15 protein-coding genes are annotated in these 20,959 nt (G+C 69.7%); 8 read left to right on the forward strand and 7 right to left on the reverse strand.

Annotation, left to right across the window (positions count from 1 at the left end; genetic code table 11):
• The first annotated feature begins 1 nt into the window (after position 1).
• Together IEX50_RS08010 and IEX50_RS08015 are read left to right on the forward strand one after the other, a co-directional pair.
• Positions 2–1,930: an acyltransferase family protein gene (locus tag IEX50_RS08010; RefSeq protein ID WP_268237788.1), complete on the forward strand. Its 1,929-nt coding sequence runs from the start codon at positions 2–4 to the stop codon at positions 1,928–1,930.
• A 69-nt stretch (positions 1,931–1,999) separates the two neighbouring features.
• Complete coding sequence (locus tag IEX50_RS08015) at positions 2,000–2,767, forward strand: metallophosphoesterase family protein (protein WP_229673815.1); 768 nt, start codon at positions 2,000–2,002, stop codon at positions 2,765–2,767.
• A 28-nt stretch (positions 2,768–2,795) separates the two neighbouring features.
• Here IEX50_RS08015 and IEX50_RS08020 read toward each other — a convergent pair whose 3' ends face one another.
• Together IEX50_RS08020 and IEX50_RS17450 are read right to left on the reverse strand one after the other, a co-directional pair.
• On the reverse strand, positions 2,796–4,193 hold the full coding sequence (locus tag IEX50_RS08020; RefSeq protein ID WP_157174819.1) for an exopolysaccharide biosynthesis polyprenyl glycosylphosphotransferase: 1,398 nt from the start codon (positions 4,191–4,193) through the stop codon (positions 2,796–2,798).
• A 92-nt stretch (positions 4,194–4,285) separates the two neighbouring features.
• Entirely contained in the window at positions 4,286–6,022 is a 1,737-nt protein-coding gene (locus IEX50_RS17450; protein WP_221237558.1) for a DUF6065 family protein, read from the reverse strand.
• A 154-nt stretch (positions 6,023–6,176) separates the two neighbouring features.
• On the opposite strand from IEX50_RS17450, the gene IEX50_RS08035 reads away from it, so the two are divergent.
• From IEX50_RS08035 to IEX50_RS08045, 3 genes are read left to right on the forward strand one after another with little or no spacing between them, the layout of a single operon-like run.
• Entirely contained in the window at positions 6,177–7,550 is a 1,374-nt protein-coding gene (locus IEX50_RS08035; protein WP_157174818.1) for an O-antigen ligase family protein, read from the forward strand.
• On the forward strand, positions 7,547–8,758 hold the full coding sequence (locus IEX50_RS08040; protein ID WP_157174817.1) for a serine/threonine-protein kinase: 1,212 nt from the start codon (positions 7,547–7,549) through the stop codon (positions 8,756–8,758). The genes IEX50_RS08035 and IEX50_RS08040 overlap by 4 nt, the downstream gene beginning before the upstream one ends.
• Before the next feature lie 20 nt (positions 8,759–8,778).
• Positions 8,779–9,891, forward strand: a complete 1,113-nt coding sequence (locus IEX50_RS08045; RefSeq protein WP_157174816.1) for a glycosyltransferase — start codon at positions 8,779–8,781, stop codon at positions 9,889–9,891.
• 12 nt (positions 9,892–9,903) lie between these two features.
• Here the strand turns inward: IEX50_RS08045 and IEX50_RS08050 are convergent, their stop codons facing one another.
• Together IEX50_RS08050 and IEX50_RS08055 are read right to left on the reverse strand one after the other, a co-directional pair.
• Positions 9,904–12,165 (reverse strand): GumC family protein, encoded by a 2,262-nt coding sequence (locus IEX50_RS08050; RefSeq protein ID WP_157174815.1) that lies wholly within the window; start codon positions 12,163–12,165, stop codon positions 9,904–9,906.
• A 54-nt stretch (positions 12,166–12,219) separates the two neighbouring features.
• Complete coding sequence (locus IEX50_RS08055) at positions 12,220–12,969, reverse strand: polysaccharide biosynthesis/export family protein (RefSeq protein WP_184075135.1); 750 nt, start codon at positions 12,967–12,969, stop codon at positions 12,220–12,222.
• 238 nt (positions 12,970–13,207) lie between these two features.
• On the opposite strand from IEX50_RS08055, the gene IEX50_RS08060 reads away from it, so the two are divergent.
• Both IEX50_RS08060 and IEX50_RS08065 read left to right on the forward strand, forming a co-directional pair.
• Complete coding sequence (locus IEX50_RS08060; RefSeq protein WP_157174813.1) at positions 13,208–14,380, forward strand: acylneuraminate cytidylyltransferase; 1,173 nt, start codon at positions 13,208–13,210, stop codon at positions 14,378–14,380.
• On the forward strand, positions 14,373–15,353 hold the full coding sequence (locus IEX50_RS08065; RefSeq protein ID WP_184075133.1) for a hypothetical protein: 981 nt from the start codon (positions 14,373–14,375) through the stop codon (positions 15,351–15,353). Before IEX50_RS08060 ends, IEX50_RS08065 begins: the two co-directional genes overlap by 8 nt.
• A gap of 429 nt (positions 15,354–15,782) precedes the next feature.
• Here the strand turns inward: IEX50_RS08065 and IEX50_RS08070 are convergent, their stop codons facing one another.
• Positions 15,783–17,012: a CDP-glycerol glycerophosphotransferase family protein gene (locus tag IEX50_RS08070; protein WP_157174811.1), complete on the reverse strand. Its 1,230-nt coding sequence runs from the start codon at positions 17,010–17,012 to the stop codon at positions 15,783–15,785.
• A 144-nt stretch (positions 17,013–17,156) separates the two neighbouring features.
• Between IEX50_RS08070 and IEX50_RS08075 the strand changes: the two genes are divergently transcribed.
• Entirely contained in the window at positions 17,157–18,041 is an 885-nt protein-coding gene (locus IEX50_RS08075; protein WP_157174810.1) for an N-acetylneuraminate synthase family protein, read from the forward strand.
• Positions 18,042–18,044: 3 nt separating this feature from the next.
• Here the strand turns inward: IEX50_RS08075 and IEX50_RS08080 are convergent, their stop codons facing one another.
• Complete coding sequence (locus IEX50_RS08080) at positions 18,045–19,334, reverse strand: polysaccharide pyruvyl transferase family protein (RefSeq protein ID WP_157174809.1); 1,290 nt, start codon at positions 19,332–19,334, stop codon at positions 18,045–18,047.
• A gap of 66 nt (positions 19,335–19,400) precedes the next feature.
• Positions 19,401–20,897 carry a lipopolysaccharide biosynthesis protein gene (locus tag IEX50_RS08085; protein ID WP_157174808.1) on the reverse strand — a complete coding sequence of 499 codons (1,497 nt, stop codon included), beginning with the start codon at positions 20,895–20,897 and terminating at the stop codon, positions 19,401–19,403.
• Positions 20,898–20,959: the final 62 nt, after the last annotated feature.

Consider the following 20,959-nt stretch of genomic DNA (forward strand, 5'->3'; position numbering starts at 1 on the left):
TATCAACGGTTTGCGCGCCATTGCGGTGCTTGCGGTCCTCGCCTTCCATTTCGGCGTGCCGGGCCTGCGCGGGACGTTCATCGGGGTTGATATCTTCTTTGTCATCTCCGGCTTCCTGATGACCGGCATCGTGCTCGGCCGGCTCGACCGCGGCAGTTTCTCGATCCCCGGCTTCTTCCTCGATCGGGCGCGGCGCATCATCCCCGCGCTCGCCGTCCTGCTCGGCACCGGCCTGCTGCTCGGCGCGCTGTTCCTGATGCCGTCCGACTATTTCGTCTACGCCAAGCATGCCGCGGCCAGCGTGCTGTTCCTGTCCAACATGGTCTACTGGCGCGAGGCCGGCTATTTCGATCCCACGGCGGAGGGGAAGTGGCTGCTCCACACCTGGTCGCTCTCGGTCGAATGGCAATTCTACCTGCTTTACCCGTTCGTCCTGCTGGCGTTCGTGCGCCTTCTGCCCCGCCACCGGCTGTGGGTCGCGCTGGCGATCGCGGGTGCCGCCAGCCTCGCGCTGATGCTATGGCTCAGACAGAGTTCGCCGCGCTCCGGCTTCTTCCTTCTGCCGCCGCGCGGGTGGGAAATGCTGGCCGGCGGCCTCGTCTATCTCGCGCCAGCTGTGCCGCCGCGCCTGATGCGGGCGGCGCAACTGGCCAGCCTCGCCCTGATCGCCGGCGCGCTGCTCCTCGTCACCGACGCCGGCTGGCCCAACATCTGGACGATCGCGCCCGTGCTCGGCACCGCGCTGGTCATCCTGGCGGCCCGGCGCGACAGTCGGATCACCGGCAACCCGGTCGCGACCTGGGTCGGGCTCAATTCCTATTCGATCTACCTCTGGCACTGGCCGCTTGCCGTGATCCTGCGGCGCGGCGGCCATGCCGGCGACTGGCGCTGGATGGCGGCGGCCTTCGCAGCGTCGTTCGTGCTCGGCCACCTGTCCTACCGCGTCGTCGAACGCGGCGGCGCGCGGACGAAGGCGGCGCCCTACATCCACACCGCCCCGTTGCAGGACCGCCTCCGGCCGCACCTCGCCTTCGCCGTCATGGTGTTCGTCATCGCCGGGGCGGGCGCCGGCGTGTGGAAGGCGCGCGGCTTTCCGCAACGTTTCTCGCCGGAGGTCCAGGCCTTGCAACAGGACCTGATGCCAGGCTCACCCTATTCCAGCGGCTGTTTCTCGATCGTCGCGGCGGTCCCGTGCCCGTGCATCGTCGGCCCGCGCAAGGATCGCGCGCTCGTCACCGTGATCGGCGACAGCCATGCCGACGCGACCGTCAGCGCGGTCGTCGCCAGCCTCCCCGCCGATGCGCAGGGCGGGGTCGCGTTCAATGGCTACGCCTCCTGCGCGCCGCTGCTCGGCGGCCGCTCGACCGATCCGGACAGCCGGTGCGCGGGCTTCATCGCGCGCTACCTGCCGCCGCTCACCCGCCCGCGGGCCACCCCGGTCGTGCTGATCGCGGCGTGGGACGCCTATGCTGAAACGCCCACGATGCGGTTCGACGGCGATGCCGGACCCGCCGATGCGCACGGCCTCGGTCGCCAGATCGTCCGCACCGCCTGCGCGCTGGCCAAGGGCGGAACCACCTACATGCTGCTGCCCACCCCGACTTTCCCGGTCCAGGTCGGCACAACGCTACAAAGCGCGCTGGTTGCCGACCCGCACGCGCCGGAGGTCACGATGCCGCTGGCCGACGTCGCGGCCCGCAACCGGACGCTCATACCCTATTTCGAACAAGCGGCGCGGTCCTGCGGCGTCAGGCTGCTCGATCCCGCCCCCTATCTCTGTCCGGGCGGGGTGTGCCAGGGGTCGAGCGGCCACCGCGCGATCGTGCGCGACGCGCATCATCTCAGCGAATATGGCAACGAGCGGCTCGTGCCGCTGTTCGCACCGATCGTGGCGCGCGGCGCGAACCCGGCCGAACAGCCCTCTTCCTGACCGGCGTCGATCCCGGTACAGCGGATCTTCGCGGGCGACCGCCCCGATCCGCGACTGGAGATATCGTCCTTGGCCTTCGTACTGCCCTGGCGGTCCCGCAAGGGCCCGCCGTCGACCACCGCCGGCGAACGGATCTACGCGATCGGCGACGTCCATGGCCGCTACGATCTGCTGCGCGTGCTGCTCGACCGGATCGCCGCCCATTCCGCATCGCTCCCGCCCGCGCAGTCACAACATATCATCCAGCTGGGCGACATGGTCGATCGCGGACCGGACAGCGCGCGCGTCGTCGAACATCTCCACGACCTGCAACAGCGCGCACCCGACCTGATCGTGCTGCAGGGCAATCATGAGGAGATGATGCTCCGCGCCTATGATGCGCAGCTTCAGGTCCTGCGCCCCTGGCTCGGCGTCGGCGGGCGCGAGACGCTGGCCAGCTTCGGCATGCCGCCGCTCGGCCGCGACGCCGACGATTTCGATTATGTGATGCAGATGCGCCGCGACGTGCCGGCCGCCTGGGTTGAATGGATCCGGCAACTGCCCTGCACCGCACAGTCGGGCGACTATTTCTTCTGCCACGCCGGCATCCGCCCGGGTGTGCCGCTGAAGCGCCAGAACCGCCAGGACCTGCTCTGGATCCGCGAGGATTTCCTGAGCGACACGCGCGATCACGGCGCGGTCATCGTCCACGGCCACAGCATCAGCCCGGAGGTCGAAATGCTCGAAAACCGCATCGGCATCGACACCGGCGCCTATGACAGCGACATCCTGACCGCGCTCTACCTCGAAGGCACCGACCGACTCGTCATCGCCACCACATCGGAAGACGCGGCCTAAACCCGACCGTCCACCCCGGATCCTGACGCTAGAACGCATTCCGATGCGTCAGCACGCCGAACGTCAGCAGGATGATGTGCAGGTCGCGCCAGATCGACCAATCGTTCAGATATTCCAGGTCGGCGTGCAGCCGGTTTGTCAGGTCCTGCTCCGCCTCCGTACTGCCGCGATAACCGCGCACCTGCGCCAGCCCGGTCAGCCCCGGCTTGGCCGCGTGGCGGTGCCAGTACCGGCTGTCCACCTCCCAATACAGCTTGTCCGCCGCGCGCGCGCCCACCGCATGCGGCCGCGGCCCGACGATGCTCATGTCACCGATCAGCACGTTCAGCAGCTGCGGCAGCTCGTCGATGCTCGTCCGGCGCAGCAGCCGCCCAACCCGGCTGACGCGGTCGTCGTCGCGCGTCGTCAGCCGGTCGCCGCGGGCATCGCGCGCCTCCACCCGCATCGTGCGGAACTTCAGCATCCGGAACTGGCGGTTGCCGTGGCCGATCCGGGTCTGCACGAAGAACACCCCGCCCGGACTGTCCAGCGCCACCGCGATCGCCACGACTAGCATCAGCGGCAGGCAGACGAGCAGCGCGGTCGCCGCCACCGCGATGTCCAGCGCGCGCTTGATGACCCGGTTGGAAAAGCCCAGCGGTCCCCGCGCCACCACCAGCGTCGGCGTGTCGCCGCACCGCGCCAGCGACAGCGTCCCCATCGCGTCCAGTTCGGGCGTCGCGATCTCCGCCCGCACGTTCAGCCCCTGTAACATGCCCACCCATTTGAGGCGGTTCGCCGGCGAACATGCCACCACGATGCGGTCGGCATGCGCCACACCGCGCGCCAGCCGGTCGTACATTTCGGGGTGATCCTCCCCCGCGCCGAAGCTGGCGCCGTCCAGCACGCGCGAAAACGACCCGGTCGGGCGCGCGCAGCCGGCTTCCGCGATCAGCACGACACTGTACGGGTTCCCGCCCAGCAACCGGTCGACCCGCCGCAGGAAACCGGACCGCGCGATCGCCAGCAACAGCACGCCGTCGACGAACCCGGCGGCGAATGTGACGCGCGAAAACTGGTTGCTCGCCTTGAAATAGAACGCGACGAAGATCACCGCCGCGGTCGCCAGGCAGAAGGCGTGCAGTGCGCGTTTCACGCCCAGCGCATGGTCCTGCAACACCTGCACCGAATAGGCACCACCCAGGAACGCCGCGCCCAGATACACCGGCAGCACCGCCGACGCGGTCGAAAACCAGTGGAGCTGCCCGGGCTCCGGAAACATCATCAGCGCCAGGAAAAACGCGCATACCACGCACGCCGCATCCAGCCCGATCAACGCCAGGTGCAACCGCAGCCGCAACCCCGACCGGCGCGGCAACGGCTCGCTCGCGCCGTGCACCGCGCCGGTGCCCGCAGGCACGGCGTCGAACCTGACCGGGCCGCTCACCGTGTCTGTCCCATCTCGGTTCGGTCCATCGGAATCCGCATCACGGTCATCATCGCGCTCCCTGTCGCGATCGACGGTGGCGGACGCATCCGTCACCCCGGAAAGCTGCGATACGGATCGTTCGTCCATATGAAGTTCGTGTAGGTCAGCATCACGCTGAAATCGAGCGACGTCACCTGGTGCCACCAGCCGACCGGAATATACAGCAGCTCGCCCGCCATCAGGTCCACTTCGAACACCCGCGCGTCGCGCGCCAGCGGATAGCGTGCGAGCATCGCCTCGTCCGCGATGTCGTGGACGTCGCTGAACACATGTTTGCTGTTGTACAGCTTGCCCGTCTCGGACGGCGGCAGCAGCAGGATGCGCTTCGCCCCCGTCACCTGCGCGAGCAGGTTGTTGGTCAGGTCGAAATGCAGCGGCGTGAACGTGCCCAGCGGCCCGATCCACATCATGCCCGGCGCATCGGTCAGCAACGTGTCGAACCGCCCGAGATCGGCCTGCAACGGCTGCAACGCCTCGCGATTCACCGCGCTGTTGTACGCGGTGATATACGCGTCGTTCCCCTGGTTCGCGCCCGTCACCTCGCGGATGAAGCGGTCGAACGGCATCCGCCGCGTATGGTTGTCCTTGTACAGCTCGTAATCCGCGGCGTCGGTACGCCCGCCCTGATACTCGATCTCGCGCGCGCCGACCTTCAAAGCCAGCGTCTCGGGGGTCCAGTGCCGCGCGGGCCAATGATCCATCGCGCCGGTCATCACCACCGGCCGGCTGGGCGCATAGAAATGGTCGAGAAACTCGTCGGACGTCAGGCCCTGCACTCGCGGAATACCCGCCGCCACCGGCGACAGCGCGCGCTGCGTCTCCATCTGGTTAAGGATCCACTCGCGGCGCTTCAGCGCGACATCCGCCGTCACCACGTCCGCCACCGGCTCTGTCGACGCCACCGTTTCAGCCTCCGTCCCGGCCCCCGCGCGCATCGCGGTGATCACCGACCCAAGCACCGCCGGTGCCGGCGCCGCCTCATGCGCCGCCTCGCGCACTCCCGTCCCGCCCATCGGGCACACCGCCGCCGCGCCGGTCACAACCGTCCCCGTGCCGACCTGCGGCTGCGGCAGGCGCAGCTTGCTGGCATGGTCCGCCGGCCCCGGGCTGCCGTCCGGATTGACGCCGCGATAATACAGCTTCTGCCACTTGTCGGACGGCGCAACGGGGTTGGTCTCCTTGACCCAGGCATGGAACGCATTGCGCGATTCACTCCATTTCTCGAACGCCGCCTTCAATTCCGGCGCCTCGTCGATCGGACGGATCACCGGCTGCACGTCCAGGATCGCCTTGCGCTCGACCGGGAACAGGAAACAGAAGGGCTCGCCTTCCTCGAACCGCACCCAGTGGTCGGCTCGCGTGAAGCGCCAGTTCATCGTGAAGCTGTACGGCGACCAGTCGGTTTCGATCAGCCCGCCCAGCGGCGCAATCCCGTCCTTCGCCGCATTCGGCGATCCGCCCAGCCAGATGTTCCAGCCCGGCGCGGTCTGGACCAGCGCCTCGACATGGAACGTCACCGTGCCCGCACCGAACAGCGAAACCGGCGCGGTCCCGGCATCGCTGCCCGGATCGAGCACGACCTCCACCCCGTCCGGCCCCGGCCGCCCGTTCCACCGCGCCTTGAACCCGCATGGCGACAGGATTTCCCAGCCATGGCTGTTCGCCATCGCCAGCGGCAGGCAACGATAGGCGAACTGTTCGGAACTCGCGTCCATCCATTCGCGCTTGTGCGACGCCGCGCGAATCCGCGGGTTCCAGCCCGGATAGGTATAGAAGGTCAGTTCCATCGCCGCGGAGTATGGCGCGTGCCGCCCCGCCTGTCACTATCGCCAAAACGACCCCCCGCGTGCCGCGATTGACCGGCACGCGTCCGCGCGCATAGTGCCGCACCGAAACCGGGCGGCGCGGCATCCGACCCGCCGATGACAGGGGGGCGTCGCGATGGCGGATCATGATGCGACCGCACCCGCCCGCCGGCCGATCCGCAGCGATGCCCGCCTGACCACGAACGCCCCAGAAGATCGCCTCCCCTTCCCGCTCGCCGTCGCGCTGCTCGCCGGCGCCTTCCTGCTCGGCGGCACCAGTGGCAGCATCCCGATGCGCGGTATGGTCATCGAACTGATCGCGCTGGCCGGCATCGTCGTCGCGCTCCTCGATCGCCGGCCCACCAATGCCCCCCGGCTGGCCGCCGCGCTGATCCTGTTCGCGGTGCTGCTGCCGCTGCTCCAGCTTATCCCGCTGCCGCCGTCGCTCTGGTGGGCCATGCCGGGCCGCGCCGTCGGGGCCGATATCGCCCGCCTGCTGCTGCCCGACCTGTGGCGACCGATCAGCATCGATCCCGGTGCCACGCTCATCGCCTGGCTGGCGATCCTCGCCCCCGTCGCGATGTTCCTGCTCGCCGTGCGGCTCGACGCGCACCGCCGCGCACTCCTGCTCGCCCTGTTCGTGGCGCTGGCGCTTCTCAGCTTCCTGCTCGGCCTGGTCCAGGTCGCCACCGCCGACGGCTTCTACCTGTTCCCCACGCTGCAACCGATCCGCCTGCCGACCGGGCTGTTCTCCAACCGCAACCACCAGGCGGTGTTCATGGTGGAGGCCGCGATCGCCGCGCTCGCGCTCCGCCACGTTCCGCCGTTCCGCGCGCAGGGGCAGATCGCGCTGCCCGCGCTCGCGCTGATCTTCGCGGCCTGCGTGTTCGGCACCGCATCGCGCGCCGGCATGGTGCTCCTCGTCGTGCCGCTGCTTTACGCGCTGCTGCCGCTCACCGGCCTGCGCCCCACCCGCCGGCAACTGCTGCTCGGGCTCGGCGCGGTCGTCGTCGTGGCACTCCTCCTGCCGCTGTCCGGCGTGGTGCGAAGTTCGCTCGCCCGCTTCGCCGACCGCGCGAGCGAAGGCCGGCTGATCTTCTGGCCCGACGTCGTCTACACCGCGCGGACATTCTTCCCGTTCGGCGCCGGCCTCGGCAATTTCGTCCGCGCTTATGAAAGCACCGAGGCGCTCGCCACGATCAACCGCTTCACCATCAACCGCGCGCACAACGAATATCTCGAAATCCTGATCGAAAGCGGCGTCGCCGGCCTGGCGCAGATCGCATTGCTGGCCTGGTTCGTCGCGCACCGCGGCTGGCGCGCCCTCCGCCAACACGCCGGAAGCCCGACCAACCGGTTCGCCTTTGCCGCGCTGCTGATGATCGCGGTGCTCGCGCTCCACTCACTGGTCGACTTCCCGCTCCGGACCTCCGCCCACCTGACCGGCGCCGGCCTGCTGCTCGCCCTGCTCGTCCCCCCGCCAGCTCACGACGCGGAGCCCGACGCATGACCCGCTCCCGGCGCCGCGTGGGCCGCTACGCGATCGGCGTCGTCGCGCTGGCGATCGGCTGGCTGATCGTCGGCACCGCCTTCGCCACCCGCATGATGGCCGCCGACCACCCCGGCGACGCGCACCGCATCTGGTCCGCCACCCCCCATGCCGCCACGCGCCTGGCGGAGGCTGCGCTGCAAGCCGGCGATCCCTGCGCCGCGGCCTATCTGGCGGAAGCGCTGGCGCTGCGACCGGAGGACCCGCGCGCACTCTACGTCGCATCCACGCTCGCCTTCGCCGCCGGCGACCGTGCGGTGGCCGACCGCATCATGGTGCTGGCCGCGCAAACCGGCTGGCGCGACGCGGCGGTTCAGCGCTGGGTCCTCGAACGCGCACTCTTCGATCGCGACTGGCCGACCGCGGTCCGGGCGGCCGACGCGCTGCTCCGCACGGACAGCGACCGCGCCGCCGGCACTGCGGGGCTCGGCCGCCTGCTCGCCAGGGACGGCGGCCGCGCGGCGCTCGCCGACCGGATCGCGCTCGCCCCCGACTGGGCGCCCGGCTTCCTGCGTAGCGAACCGACCACGCGCGCCGACCGCGCCGGGTTCGCCGATCTGCTCCGCCGGCTGGCCGCGCGGAATGCCCTGCCGGCCGGCTATGACCCTGCCGTCGGCGCCACCGCGATGCTCGCCGACGGGCAGGTCGATCCGCTGGTGACGCAGTGGCGCGCCGTCGATCCGGCGGCCGGCGATCCACGCACCGCCATCGTCGACGGCGGTTTCGACCGACTCGCCGCCGGGCCGCCCGTATCCGCCCCGTTCGGGTGGCAGGTCCCGCCGCGCAGCCAGGCGACCCTCTCGTTCACGCCGCAGGCCCCGGACGGCGCAGACCCGGCGGTCACGATCGAAGCCTTCGGTGCCGACGCCCGCCTTGCGCTCACCCAGTTGCTCGCCCTCCGCCCCGGCCGCTACACCCTCTCGTTCACGGGCCGCATCGATCGCGGTGAACCGTCGCGTTTCACCATCGAACTGCGTTGCACCGGGCGCGGCGCCGCGGTCCCGCTCCGCCCCCGCGCGGCCGTCGATCCAAACGCGTCCCGCCAGCAGGTCATGTTCGCCATACCGCCGGCCTGCCCCAGCCAGACGCTCGCGATCCTCGCCGGCAGCGCCAGCAGCGACGGCGCACAGGCGACGTTCGACGCGTTCCGGGTGGCGCCCGCGCGCTGAACCCGGTTAGGGTCGCGTCCATGAAGATCCTGCACGTCGCACAGATTCTCCAAGGCGGCGTCGGGGCCTATCTGACCGAGGTCGTGCCCGCACAGGTCGCGGCACTCGGGGCCGACAATGTCGTCATGCTGGCGGCGGCGGACCAGCGCGCCTATTTCCCCGACGCGCCACCCGGCGTCTTCCGCACCTTCCCCTCGTCGCGCCGCTCCCCGCGCGACCTGCTCCGCTTCGCCCGCGCCGCGCGCCTGGCGATCATCCGCGAACGACCCGACATCGTCCATCTGCACAGCAGCTTCGCGGGCATGGCCGTCCGGTCGATGCCGCTGCCCGCACCGCGGCCCAAGATCGTCTATTGCGCGCATGGCTGGTCGTTCAACATGCGCGTCGCAGCCTGGAAACGCGCCGCCTACGCCCGGATCGAACGGTTGCTCACCCCGGCCAGCGACGCCGTCATCTGCATCTCGCACGCCGAACGCCGCGACGCGCTCGCCCGCGGCCTGCGCGCCGACCGGCTCGTCACGATCCACAACGGCGTCCGCGCCGATCCCGACGCCGTGCCCGACCGCTCGGCGCTCATGGACCCGGCCTGCCTCAACCTGCTGTTCATCGGCCGGCTCGATACGCAGAAGGGGTTTGCCGTCCTCCACGCCGCGATGCGCCGGCTGTCCGGGCGCCCGATCCACCTGCACTGCGTCGGCGCCGCGGTCGTGTCGGGCGACGCCGCGCCCCCGCCGCTCCCCAACATCACCCATCATGGCTGGCAGGCGCGCGATGCCGTCCCCGGCTTCATCGCCGCGGTCGACGCGGTCGTCGTGCCGTCGCTATGGGAGGGGTTCGGCCTCGCCGCGGCCGAAGCGATGCGCCAGGGCCGCCCGGTCATCGCCAGCGCGGTCGACGGCCTGCCCGAACTGGTCTGCGACGGCGTCTCGGGCTACCTCGTTCCGCCCGGCGACGTCGATGCGCTGACCGACCGGCTCGCCGGCCTCGACCGCGCAACGCTCCGCCGGCTCGGCCCGACGGCGCACGCGCTGTTCCGCGAACGCTTCACCGCCGAACGGATGAATGCCCGCATCCTGGCGCTCTACGCAGCACTGCTCGCCGGCACGCCGTTCCGCGACGACGCGGACGACTGAGTCCTGCGCCCGTTACGGCCGGTCGGCGCCGTATTTGTAGTAATAGGTCATGTAGCTTTCGGCATCGCCATGCCCGGCCTTCTTCGGGTCGAACTTGGTCAGGATGACGCCCAGCAAGTTGGTGCGCGACCGGCTGAGCCGGCGCAGTGCGGCACGCACGGCGTTGCGGCGCTGCACATTGGCCTCCACCACCATCACCGCGCCGTCCGCGGCGTCGCACAGCAACGGCGCATCAGCCAGCCCGATCACCGGCGGCCCGTCGACCAGCACGATGTCGTAGGCCCCGCGCAGGTCCGCGAACCGCGCGCGCAGACCGGTCGTCAGCAGCAGCGCCGGGTTGGGCGGCGTCGGCCCGCACGGGATCACGTCGATCCCCAGCGACGCGACATGCTGCACCGCGCTTGCGAACGGCACTTCGCCGGCCAGCACGTTGGAGAAACCGACCGTGTTGGGCAGGCCCAGCATCCGGTGGATGGTCGGCTTGCGCAGATCCGAATCGACCAGCAGGACGCGCTTGTCCTGATCGGCGAAGCTCTTGGCCAGCGCCAGCGAGGTCGTCGACTTGCCCTCCGAAATCCCCGAACTGGTGACGCACAGGATCTGCGGCACGCCGTTCGCGCTCGACAGTTCGATCGCCGTCCGGATCGACTGGTAGGATTCGGACAGCGTCGACCGCCGCTCGGTCAGCGCCGCGACCGGCGTGTCGCCATCCGCCAGCTTCGGCGTCATCCCTAGCAGCGGCAGGTGCAGCTTGCGCTCCACATCGTCCGGCTGCTTGAACGTGTCGTCCAGATATTCCAGGATCAGGGCGATCGCGACGCCAAGGCCCAGCCCGGCGACCAGCGCCAGCAACAGGTTCAGCCACAGGATCGGACGCGCCGGTGCCCCGGGCGCCCGCGCCCGGTCGATGACCGACACGTTGTTCGATCCGCTGCCGCCCGAAACGCCGATCTCCTTGTAGCGTTGCAGCAGCGCGTCATACAGCGCGCGGTTGGTGTCCACCTCGCGCTGCAGGATGGTGTACTGGATGCTCCGGTTCTGCAGTTGCAGCACCGTGCCCTTCAGCCCGTCGACCTCGCGCTGCAACGCCACTTCCTGGTCGCGCGCCAGCGTGTAGGCGTTGCGCGTCCCGGCGACCGACTGCGTGTCGGCCGCCCCGATCTGCGCGCGCAACCGGCTGATCCGCGCGGCCAGCGCCACCATGTCGGGGAATGTCGGCTTGAACGTCGGCAATCGCTGGTCGTAATCGGCCTGCGCCTGCGCCAGTTGACCGCGCAGTGCGACCAGTTCCGGATTGCTCTCGGCCTGCGGCATCGCGTTGACGCCGCCGCGCGCCGCCTGGCGGTAATTCGCCTCCGCCAGGATTCGCGCCGACCGCGCCTCGCTCAGCGCCTGATTCAGCGTGCCGAGCGACGCGGAATCGAGCGACTGCCCGCCGCCGGACGCGCCCGTCACGCCGACGCGCGCATCCGACAGCGGCAGGATGCGCTGCTGCTCGGCATATTGCACCAGCTGGCGTTCCGACACTTCCAGCCGTTGCTTGATCTCGTTCAGCCGGCGCGCCAGGAACCCGCGGGCATAGTTGGACGCGGCGTACCGACGCTGCATCGAACTTTCGGTGAATTCATCGACCGCGCCATTGGCGATCGCCGCCGCAAGCTGCGGATTGTCGCTTTCCGCCTGCAATTCGATGACCGACGACGTGCCGAGCGGTGCCGCCGAAATCAGCCCCATCACCTTGTTCACCGCCGCGTCGAACCGCAGCCGGGCGAGCGCCGCTGGCGGGATCGTACCGGCCCCGCTCGCCGCCGGCATCGCCTCGGCGATCCCGAAATCGGGACGCGTGTCGAGCCGCAGCCGGCGCACCAGCCCCTCGGCCAGCGACCGGCTCTTCAGCAGCGCGAACTGCGTCTGCATGAACAATTCTTCGCTCGATGCCGGGTCGTTTTCGACCGACGCCTCGTCGCGGTCCAGCACGCGCAACGCCTCGCGCTGCACCTCGAACGTCGCGCGCGCCACGTAGACGCGGCCCGACAGCAGCGTCAGCACGAGCGCCAGCGCCAGCGCCGCCGCCGTGATGCCCAGGATCAGCAGCCGGCGCTTGCGCAGCGCCGCGGCATATCCGCGCAACAGGTCGCTGCCGCCGTCGCCGTCCGGCCCGCCCGGGCGCCCGGCCCCGCCGCCACCCAATGCGCTGCCGACCCACGCGTCGCCCGCGGGCATCGCCGCATCGTCGCCGGGCCGGTAGACGGGGGGGTGTGGCTGCTCGTTCATGACGTCACACCATGTTGGATCGAACGGATGCCGACACCGGTCGGCGCGCGCCGATCAGAAGGCATAGTCGATGGTCCGGAACACGCCCAGCACGGGCAGCACGCTGACGACGTCGCGCAGGATCACCTTGCCGCGCGACCGTTCGACCACGACGATGTCGTTGCCGTAGATCGTCGGATCGACCAGCTCGCCCTGCCGGATCTTCTCCAGGTCGAACACCGCGGCCATCCGCTGGCCCTTCACGGTGCGGAAGATCGCGACGACATGCTCGTTCGCCACCGTGTTGGTCCCGCTGGCCAGCGCGATCGCCTGGAGCAACGTCAGCTGCCCGGTGACCGGGAACAGCCCGGGCTGCGTCACCGCGCCCTCGACCGTGATCCGCTGGCTGGCGACCAGGCTGACCGCCACGGTCACCTGCGGGTTCTGCAGGTATCGCTGGCCGAGCCGTGCGGCGATGTCGTCGCGCACCTCGGTCGCGGTCCGGCCCGCCGCCTGCACCGTTCCGGCGAACGGCAGGTTCACCTGCCCCGCCGTATCGACCTCCACCGTGCGGGTGGCGTCGGGCAACTGGTAGACCGACACGTCCAGCTTGTCGTGCGGCCCGATATAATAGGCCTTCTCCAGCGGGATCGCGAGCGTCCGCGGGTCCGGCACGGGCAGCGTCGTGGTCGGCGTCACCGCGGTGGCGGTGCCTTCCTCGATCGCATTATGCGTGGCGCACCCCGCCAGCAGCAGGGCCAGCCCGGATGCGGCGCAGCGGCGCGATCGGAGACGGATACTGGAAATGCGGACCCCCTTTGCCAATCGTCGAGCCCCGGGTTTCCCGGACGGGCACGTTCCGCCAAAAGGATCGACCAGGGGTTTCGCCGCCTGCCATCGGCAGGTCGTCCACCCCGTGTCACCCCCCGGGCTTGAGCTTTGACGGTGCGCACCGACCGGGTCAAATGATTTTCCGTACAGGTGCGCCGCCCGCCATCGTCGGGCTCGACAGCGCGCGTCCGCCCCGTCTAGGTCCCGTGGCACGCAGCGACGAGGGGCCGGCATGACCATGGACGTTCTGGCGATCATCCCTGCGCGCGGCGGATCCAAGGGCCTGCCACGCAAGAATGTCCTGCCGCTCGGCGGCATCCCGCTGATCGCGCACAGCATCGCCGCGGCCCGCGCCGCCACGTCGGTCACCCGCGTGGTCGTCTCCACCGACGACGCCGAAATCGCCGCCGTCGCCCGCGCCTACGGGACCGAGGTCGTCGACCGGCCCGCCGCGATCGCCGGCGACATCGCGAAGTCGGAGGATGCACTGCTCCACGTCCTGGGCCACCTCGCCGCGACCGAAGGCTACCGCCCCGACCTCACCGTCTTCCTGCAATGCACATCGCCGCTCACGGCGCCGGCCGACATCGACGGCACGGTCGCCGCGTTGCTTGATTCGGGTGCCGATACCGCGGTGGCGGTCACCGCCTTCCACTATTTCCTCTGGCACCACGACGCGTCGGGCGCCGCGGTCGGCGTCAATCACGACAAAGCGATCCGCCCGATGCGGCAGCAGCGCGACCCCGAATATCTCGAGACCGGCGCGGTCTACGTCATGCGGACCGCCGGGTTCCTCGCCGCCCGCCATCGCTTCTTCGGCCAGACCGCGCTGTTCGAAACGCTGCCCGAACGCCGGCTGGAAATTGACGATCCGGAGGATTTCCGCATGGCGGAGGACCGCATCGCCCGGCTGGCGCGCGATCGCAGCGCCGCCGCACTCCCCACCCCCCCGGCGGCGATCGTCATGGATTTCGACGGCGTCTTCACCGACGACCGCGTCTTCACCGACCAGGACGGCCGCGAAACCGTCGCCTGTTCGCGCAGCGACGGGATGGGCATCGAACGCCTCCGCCGCGCGGGCATCGCGATGATGGTCGTGTCGAAGGAAGCCAACCCCGTCGTCGCCGCACGCTGCCGCAAGCTGCGCCTGCCCTATCATCACGGGGTCGACGACAAGCTGCCGCTGGTCCGCGACTGGCTCCAAGCGGAGAGCCACGACCCCGCCCGCACGATCTACGTGGGCAACGATATCAACGACATCGCCTGCATGACCTTCGTCGGCTGCGCCATCGCCCCGCGCGATGCTCATGCGTCCGTCCTGCGCATCGCCGACGTGGTGCTCGATGCCGACGGCGGCCGCGGCGCGCTCCGGCGGCTGGCCGACCTGCTGCTCGACCATGGCTGACCCCACCGGCATAACCGCCGCGCTGCCGCGGTCGCTGCTCCACCTCCGCTTCCTGATCGACAACGACGCCGCGCCCGACATCGTGCTGTTCCGCGATCCCGCGATGCGCGCGCCCCTCGACGCAGCCTTCCCCGGCCGAACGCTCGATCTCGGCCGCGAACAGCTCCCCGGCCGCACCCCCGCCAGCCTCCTCGCCGCCCGCCGCGCGAACCGCGCCTACTACCCCCATGTCCGCGCGCTGATCGAACAAGCCGGCATCCGCCGCCTCATCCTGTTCCTAGAGGGTGAACCGCTCGAACGCTTCCTCCTCACCCTCCCCACGATCGACCGGGTCGAGCTATGGGAGGACGGCCTGTCCCACTATGTCGATCTCACCGACCCGCTCTGGTACGCCGCGCGCGGGGCGGTACAGGCCGCGGCCGGCTTCTACGCACGGAGCATCCTCCACCGCCGGATCGACCGCAGCCGCGTGCTGGTCCGCGACCGATTCGCCGCGCGCAACCTCCGCCTCCTCCCCCCGCCCCCGCCGGCCGGGCACCGCGCCGAACTGCTGCTGATTGGCTCGCCGCTGGTCGAGGACCGCCTCATCGCCCGCCCGCGCTTCGTCCGCGGCCTGGCTTCGGTCGCCGCCGCCAGCCCCTGGCCGGTCCGCTACCTCCCCCACCCGCGCGAAGACCGCACCCGCCTCGCCACCGATCTCGCCCCGCTCGCGCAGGTGATCGTGGAACCAGACGCCGCCGGGCTCATGACCCACGCCGCCCGCTACGGCTACGCCGCCTACGCCGCCGCCGTCTCCACCGGCCTCCTCGACCTCGACCGCGCGGATCGCAGCCTCTTCATCCCCGCGCTATTCGGCCTGAACGGCATGGCGCGCACGCTTCGCCAATGGGAGGCGAACCCGGTTCGGGTGGTTGAGACCGGGGAAGAGCTCCAGAGCGTGTTGATGGCGCTGGAGCCAAGCACCCCAGCGTAACCCTTTCGAAACACGCAACGCACCCGCCCCAAAACTCCGTTCGGTTCGAGCCTGTCGAGAACAGCCCCAAACGCAAACCTCCGTTCGGTTCGAGGTCGTCGAGAACCAAGCGCCGTTCTCGACAAGCTCGAACCAAACGGAAGGGGAAGGGAAAGGAAGGCAGGCCAAACCCCAAAACCCGTCCATCCCGAGTGCAGTCGAGGGCCCCGTCGAGCGCAGCCGAGACGGCCAACACCTCCTCAATCCTAAACCCGTTCGTGCTGAGTAGAGACCGAGTAGCGCGGAGCGCGTATCGAGGGCTCGTATCGAAGCACCCGTACCACGCCAGCACCCATCCTTCGATACGGGTCTTCGACAGGCTCAGCTCCAACTCAGGATAAACGGTTGAGTAACGCCAGCACCGTTCGCCCAGCACAGTCACCCTCGGAACTAGGCCACCATCACTCCAGCAACAGCCTCCGCACACCGCGCCGCCGCACCACCATCCACAACCCCCGTCTCCTCCGCGATCAGCGCCCGGTCGATCACCCCCCGCACACCGCCCATCAACACCGCCGCAACCCGCTCGGCCGTATCGGCCACCGCCACCCCGGTCCGCACCAGCCAGGCCTGCTTCTCCGCCTCGGACGCTTCCGCGAACGCCGCAGCCGCCACCGGCAAACACAGCACCGGCCGCCCCAGCAGAACACTCTCCAGCAGGCCGCTCGAATAATGCCCGACGATCAGATCATGGCGCATCACCGCGTCCTCTAGCGGCGCCGCGCCGTCATCCACCACATAGGCCCCGGCCAGCCCGCCGGTCAGCACCGCCGCATCCGCCCCGCCCGATCGCGGATGCATCCGCACCGTCACCGCGATCGGGCGCTCGGTCGCCGCCCGGTTGATCCCGTCGGCCAGCACCGCCTGCAACCGCGCCGCCTCCTGCCCATCAACCTTCCCATGCGCCGCAAACGGCTGGACGATATACAACAGCCGCAGCACGTCCCCCGTCCCGGAGAACTCGCCCCGCAACCCCGCCAGCCGGTCGTAACGCGGCACCCCCGTCACCGCGATCCGCTCGCCCGGCACCCCCGCCGCGATCCAGCGCGCGCGGTACGCATCCGACACCGCGGTGATCAGCTCGTGCCCGGCACAGCCATAGTCCGGCATGACCGGCAGCAGCCCCGTCGCGGTCACGATCGGCGCCAGCGCCGCCTTCGCACGCAACCGCCATGTCTGCGGCGCCGGACTACCGATCGCGCAGAACGGGCCTTCCTGCACCAGCACGGTCGGCGTGCCGCTCGCCCGCGCGGCCCCGATCAGCGCGGTCTCGATATAGATCCGGTCGTGGCATAGGATCATCGCGTCGTGCCGCCCGCCGAGCAGGTCGCGCGCATGGCGCGCCAGCCGCCGCGTCATCATCGGCCCGCCGTTCAGCAGCATGTTCGTCGACCAGCTGCCCGTGTACCGCCGCAGCCCGGCCGCCGCCATCGACGCCACCCGCACCTCGCCGCCGCCGTCATAGGCGGTCCGCCCGCCGGTGCGCAGGTTGAACGGCTGCGTATCGATGAACCGGACCGCGATATCGCCCAGCCGCGCGCGCAACGCCGCCTCGACGATCGCGAGCGTCCGTCCGGACGATCCGCCGCTGCCCACCAGTGCGATCGACCGTCCCGTCATGCGCCCCGCCCTCCGGTCGCCCCATTCGTCCATTTCGCCCCGTTTGTCCCGATCCCGAACGGGGTCGCCCATCGGGTCCACTGTTTCGACGGGTAGAAATCTGCTACGGCGCGGGCGGTTTTGTTGGCGGTGACGGGGATAGTCATGGGTATTCGGGTGATCGCGGAAGTCGGCTGCAACCACAAGGGTGATATGCAGATCGCCAAGGACATGATCCGCACCGCGGCCGTCTATGCCCGCGCCGACGTGGTGAAATTCCAGAAGCGCAAAAACCGCGAACTGCTGACCGACGAACAGTATCGCACGCCGCATCCGAACCCCGCCAATGCCTATGGCGACACCTACGGCGCGCACCGCGAATTCCTGGAATTCGACGTCGCGCAGCATGCCGAGCTGATGGCCGAATGCGCGCTCAACGGCATCGGCTATTCCACTTCGGTGTGGGACGTCACGTCCGCGGTCGAAATGGCCTCGCTCAAGCCCGCGCTGCTCAAGATCCCCTCCGCCTGCAACCTCCATTTCGAGATGCTGGACGTGCTGGCGCGTGATTACGCGGGCGAAATCCACTGCTCGCTCGGTATGACGACGCAGGACGAGGAAGCGCAGATCGTCGACTTCTTCGAGGCACGCGGCCGAGCCAAGGACGTCGTGCTCTACGCCTGCACCTCGGGCTATCCGGTCGCGTTCGACGATATCTGCCTGCTCGAAATCACGCGACTGAAGGACCGGTTTGGCGATCGGGTGAAGTCGATCGCCTTCTCCGGCCACCATCTCGGTATCGCAGCCGACGTCGCCGCCCTGGCGCTCGGCGCGCAGTGGGTCGAACGGCACTTCACGCTCGACCGCACGTGGAAGGGGACCGACCACGCCGCCTCGCTCGAACCCGACGGCCTCCGCCGGCTCGTCCGCGACCTCCGCGCCGTCGAAGGCTCGCTCAAGTACAAGGCAAGCGAGATCCTCCCCGTCGAACAGGTCCAGCGCGACAAGCTCAAGTGGCGCGCCAAGCCGAAGTCCGTCGCCGCCGCCTGAGCGCTAGCGAACGAACCCCTGCAACCCGCCGGCGCTCGCCTCCATCGCGGCGGCCGCCTCCGACACCCGCGCGCGCGCGCCCATCCCGCCCTTCAGCAGGCCCCGCGCGCGCAGCACCACCTGAGCGATGTCCTCCGCGCTCGGCAACGCGCCATATTCGACCGGATCGTCGTAGCGCAGCAGATGCTGGATGCTCAGTGTCTTGTGCGAATTGGATCCCAGGAACACGCACGGCGTGCCGCCCAGCGCCGCCATGATCGACGGATGCCACCGCCCGCTTACCAGCAGTTGGGCGTTCGCGGCAACCGCGGCGCACGCCATGATCGGCGCGTCCGCCGGCATGATCGGCACGCCCGTCCGCCGCGCGACCCGGTGCAGGAAATTATCGCCAAGGCACGTCGGCATTAGCAGCATCGGCAACCCCAACGCCTTTAACGCACCGACCAGTTCGGTGTAGCGCGCCGCCGCCTCCACCGGCCGCGGTGCCGCGGACGAGCTGCCCGAAATTGCCACGAACGACGTGTTGCACACCGCGGGCATCGCCGTCCCGGTCCGCTCGAACCAAGACGATACCCGCGACGCATCGTAGCGCGCAGTCGCCGTCTCCGCGAAATGCCGCCGCCACGTGAACAGCGAATCGGCAAAGAACGGCGGCGCGATCCCAGGCAACAGTTCAGCGGCCACATCCACCGAATGATGATCGCGCACCGCGACCTGCGCCCCCGCCAGCACACCCGCCGCCGCGGCGACCGTCGCCGCATCGACCCGCCCGTCCGGCGGGCGCGAGATCATGCCGTTGACGTAGAACACCCGCTTGCCCATCCGCCCGGCCAGCGCGCAGATCGCCAGCGTCTGGCGCAATGTCGGCCGCGGCGGCGTGCTGAAGATCATCTCCCCCTCGCCGTTCACCACGATCGCATCGCAGCCCGCGATCGCCGCCACGATCCGCCGCGCCTTGGGCGACGTCTCGCGCAGCGTCCACAGCAGCTCGCCATCCCGCACCGCATCGTCGGTCGGCGCATGATAGCGGCCACCCGCATCCATCACCGCCGTCGCGATCCGCCCCGCCACCGGCGCACGCAGCAGCTTCGGCCGCCGCAACCGCCGCGTCAGCCCCCAGTGCAGATCCTCCGTCGCGCGCCGCGACGAGGTCAGCGGCGCCTTCAGCAGGTCGCGCGTGATCGTCCCGACGATCTCGTGATCGCGCGACAGCAGCTGGCGCAGCGCGATGCTCGTGGCGCGGCACCCCCAGTTCACCTCGGTCGAGTTGTCCGCAACGATGGTCAGCCGCATGGCAGCGCTCCCGGCCCGCAAGAGGAGCCCGTCCCTACCCGCAAACCCCGGCGGAAGTCCAAGTCCTCACGCGCCGCCGGTCACAGCCCCCGTCACACGCCGCCACGCCCCCTGCACGTCCAGGATCGCCAGCACCGCCGCCAGCCCCAGCAACGCCACCCCCAGCCGCAGCGCCAGCGACAGCAGCGCGAACGGCACGAACCGCTCCTGCGCGAACAGCACCGCGAACGCCGTCACGACCGCGCACGCCGCCCCCAGCCGCACCAGCTTATGCCCGGTCCGCTCGATCCGCTGCGTCATCAGGATGCTCGACACGAAAATCACGATGCTCACGACCGTCCCCACCATCGTCGCACCCATCGCCCCCAGCCGCGGGATCACCACCAGGTTCGCCGCCACGCCGCACAGCGACGGGATCATCGTGATCGCCCCGGCCAGCTCGGGCCGCTTCAGATATTGCAGCTCCTTGGTGAACTGCAGCGTCAGCCCGCCGAAGAACGCGATCAGCACGAACCACGACGCAAGCCCCGCGGCCGGCGCATAGCTTGGCGGGGCTAGGATGTAGATCAGCTCCGGCACCACCGCGATAGTCGCGAGCGAGATCGCCGCCAGCCCGGCGGTGATCAGGCTGTCCATCGCCACCAGCCGCGGCAACACCGCATCGCCGCGCTTCCGCTGCTCGTAATAATAAGGGAGGTAGGCCGAATTGATGCTCCCCATCAGGATCGTCAGCGGCGCGAGGCCACTCGCCGCGACTTGGTAGATCGCCAGGTTCGACATCGATATCGCGCGGCCCACCATGATCCGGTCCGCCATCCGCCGGAGCCAGGTCGACGCGCTGATCGGGATGCTCGCAATGCCGTAACGCAACGACGCCCGGCTGATGCTCCAGTCGAGCCCGGTCAGCGTCCCGTACCGCCGCACGAATGCGGTCGCGCCGATGATGGCAGTGATCACCGCTCCTGCCAGATACCCGATGATCGGCCCGACCGCGCCCGATCCCATCAGGACCAACGCCGCGCCGACCGCCGATTGCAGGATCGTCTGGCCGATCTGGATCTTGGAAAACAGGATCGGGTTATGCGTCGACCGCGCGATCTCCAGGTTGAACGCCACGATCGCCTGCACCGCGGAACAGCCGAGCAGCAACGGCACGAACGGCCATGTCGGCACCATCCCCGCACCCAGCCACTGCCACGCGGCCATCAGCGGCCACGCCAGCCCCAGCGACACGCCGAACGCCACCCCGATCCGCGTCAGGAACCCGACCGTCAGGAACCGCCCGATCCCGTCGCTGCCGGCATGATCCCAGTACAGCCGAGTCGTCGCACTCCCGATCCCCAGGTCCCCGACGATCAGCAACGCGTTCAGCACCGTCATGCAGAACCCCCAGATCCCGAATTCATGGGGGGTCATCGTCCGGGTGTAGAGTGGGGTCAGGAAAAACGGGAACAGCCGGTTGAGCAGCGTGCCACCCAGATAGACCGAACTGTTCGACGCCAGCCGGCTGCGACGCAGGCGACCGATCGCCTGCCGCACGCGGGCCGGGGCACGGTCGATCATGGCGGCTGCATCCTCCCGGCTGGATCAGGCGTCCCGTTCCCTATGCGCGCGGTTCCGCGTCG

It is taken from the genome of Sphingomonas prati (genome assembly GCF_014643515.1).
GTDB lineage: Bacteria > Pseudomonadota > Alphaproteobacteria > Sphingomonadales > Sphingomonadaceae > Sphingomonas_R > Sphingomonas_R prati.

What these genes read in the sequence shown, in the direction of transcription:
- IEX50_RS08050 (WP_157174815.1), bottom strand. Translation starts at nt 12,165, where the DNA reads ATGAACGAGCAGCCACACCCCCCCGTCTACCGGCCCGGCGACGATGCG.
- IEX50_RS08085 (WP_157174808.1), bottom strand. Translation starts at nt 20,897, where the DNA reads ATGATCGACCGTGCCCCGGCCCGCGTGCGGCAGGCGATCGGTCGCCTG.
- IEX50_RS08075 (WP_157174810.1), top strand. Translation starts at nt 17,157, where the DNA reads ATGGGTATTCGGGTGATCGCGGAAGTCGGCTGCAACCACAAGGGTGAT.
- IEX50_RS17450 (WP_221237558.1), bottom strand. Translation starts at nt 6,022, where the DNA reads ATGGAACTGACCTTCTATACCTATCCGGGCTGGAACCCGCGGATTCGC.
- IEX50_RS08080 (WP_157174809.1), bottom strand. Translation starts at nt 19,334, where the DNA reads ATGCGGCTGACCATCGTTGCGGACAACTCGACCGAGGTGAACTGGGGG.
- IEX50_RS08060 (WP_157174813.1), top strand. Translation starts at nt 13,208, where the DNA reads ATGACCATGGACGTTCTGGCGATCATCCCTGCGCGCGGCGGATCCAAG.
- IEX50_RS08070 (WP_157174811.1), bottom strand. Translation starts at nt 17,012, where the DNA reads ATGACGGGACGGTCGATCGCACTGGTGGGCAGCGGCGGATCGTCCGGA.
- IEX50_RS08065 (WP_184075133.1), top strand. Translation starts at nt 14,373, where the DNA reads ATGGCTGACCCCACCGGCATAACCGCCGCGCTGCCGCGGTCGCTGCTC.
- IEX50_RS08035 (WP_157174818.1), top strand. Translation starts at nt 6,177, where the DNA reads ATGGCGGATCATGATGCGACCGCACCCGCCCGCCGGCCGATCCGCAGC.
- IEX50_RS08045 (WP_157174816.1), top strand. Translation starts at nt 8,779, where the DNA reads ATGAAGATCCTGCACGTCGCACAGATTCTCCAAGGCGGCGTCGGGGCC.
- IEX50_RS08040 (WP_157174817.1), top strand. Translation starts at nt 7,547, where the DNA reads ATGACCCGCTCCCGGCGCCGCGTGGGCCGCTACGCGATCGGCGTCGTC.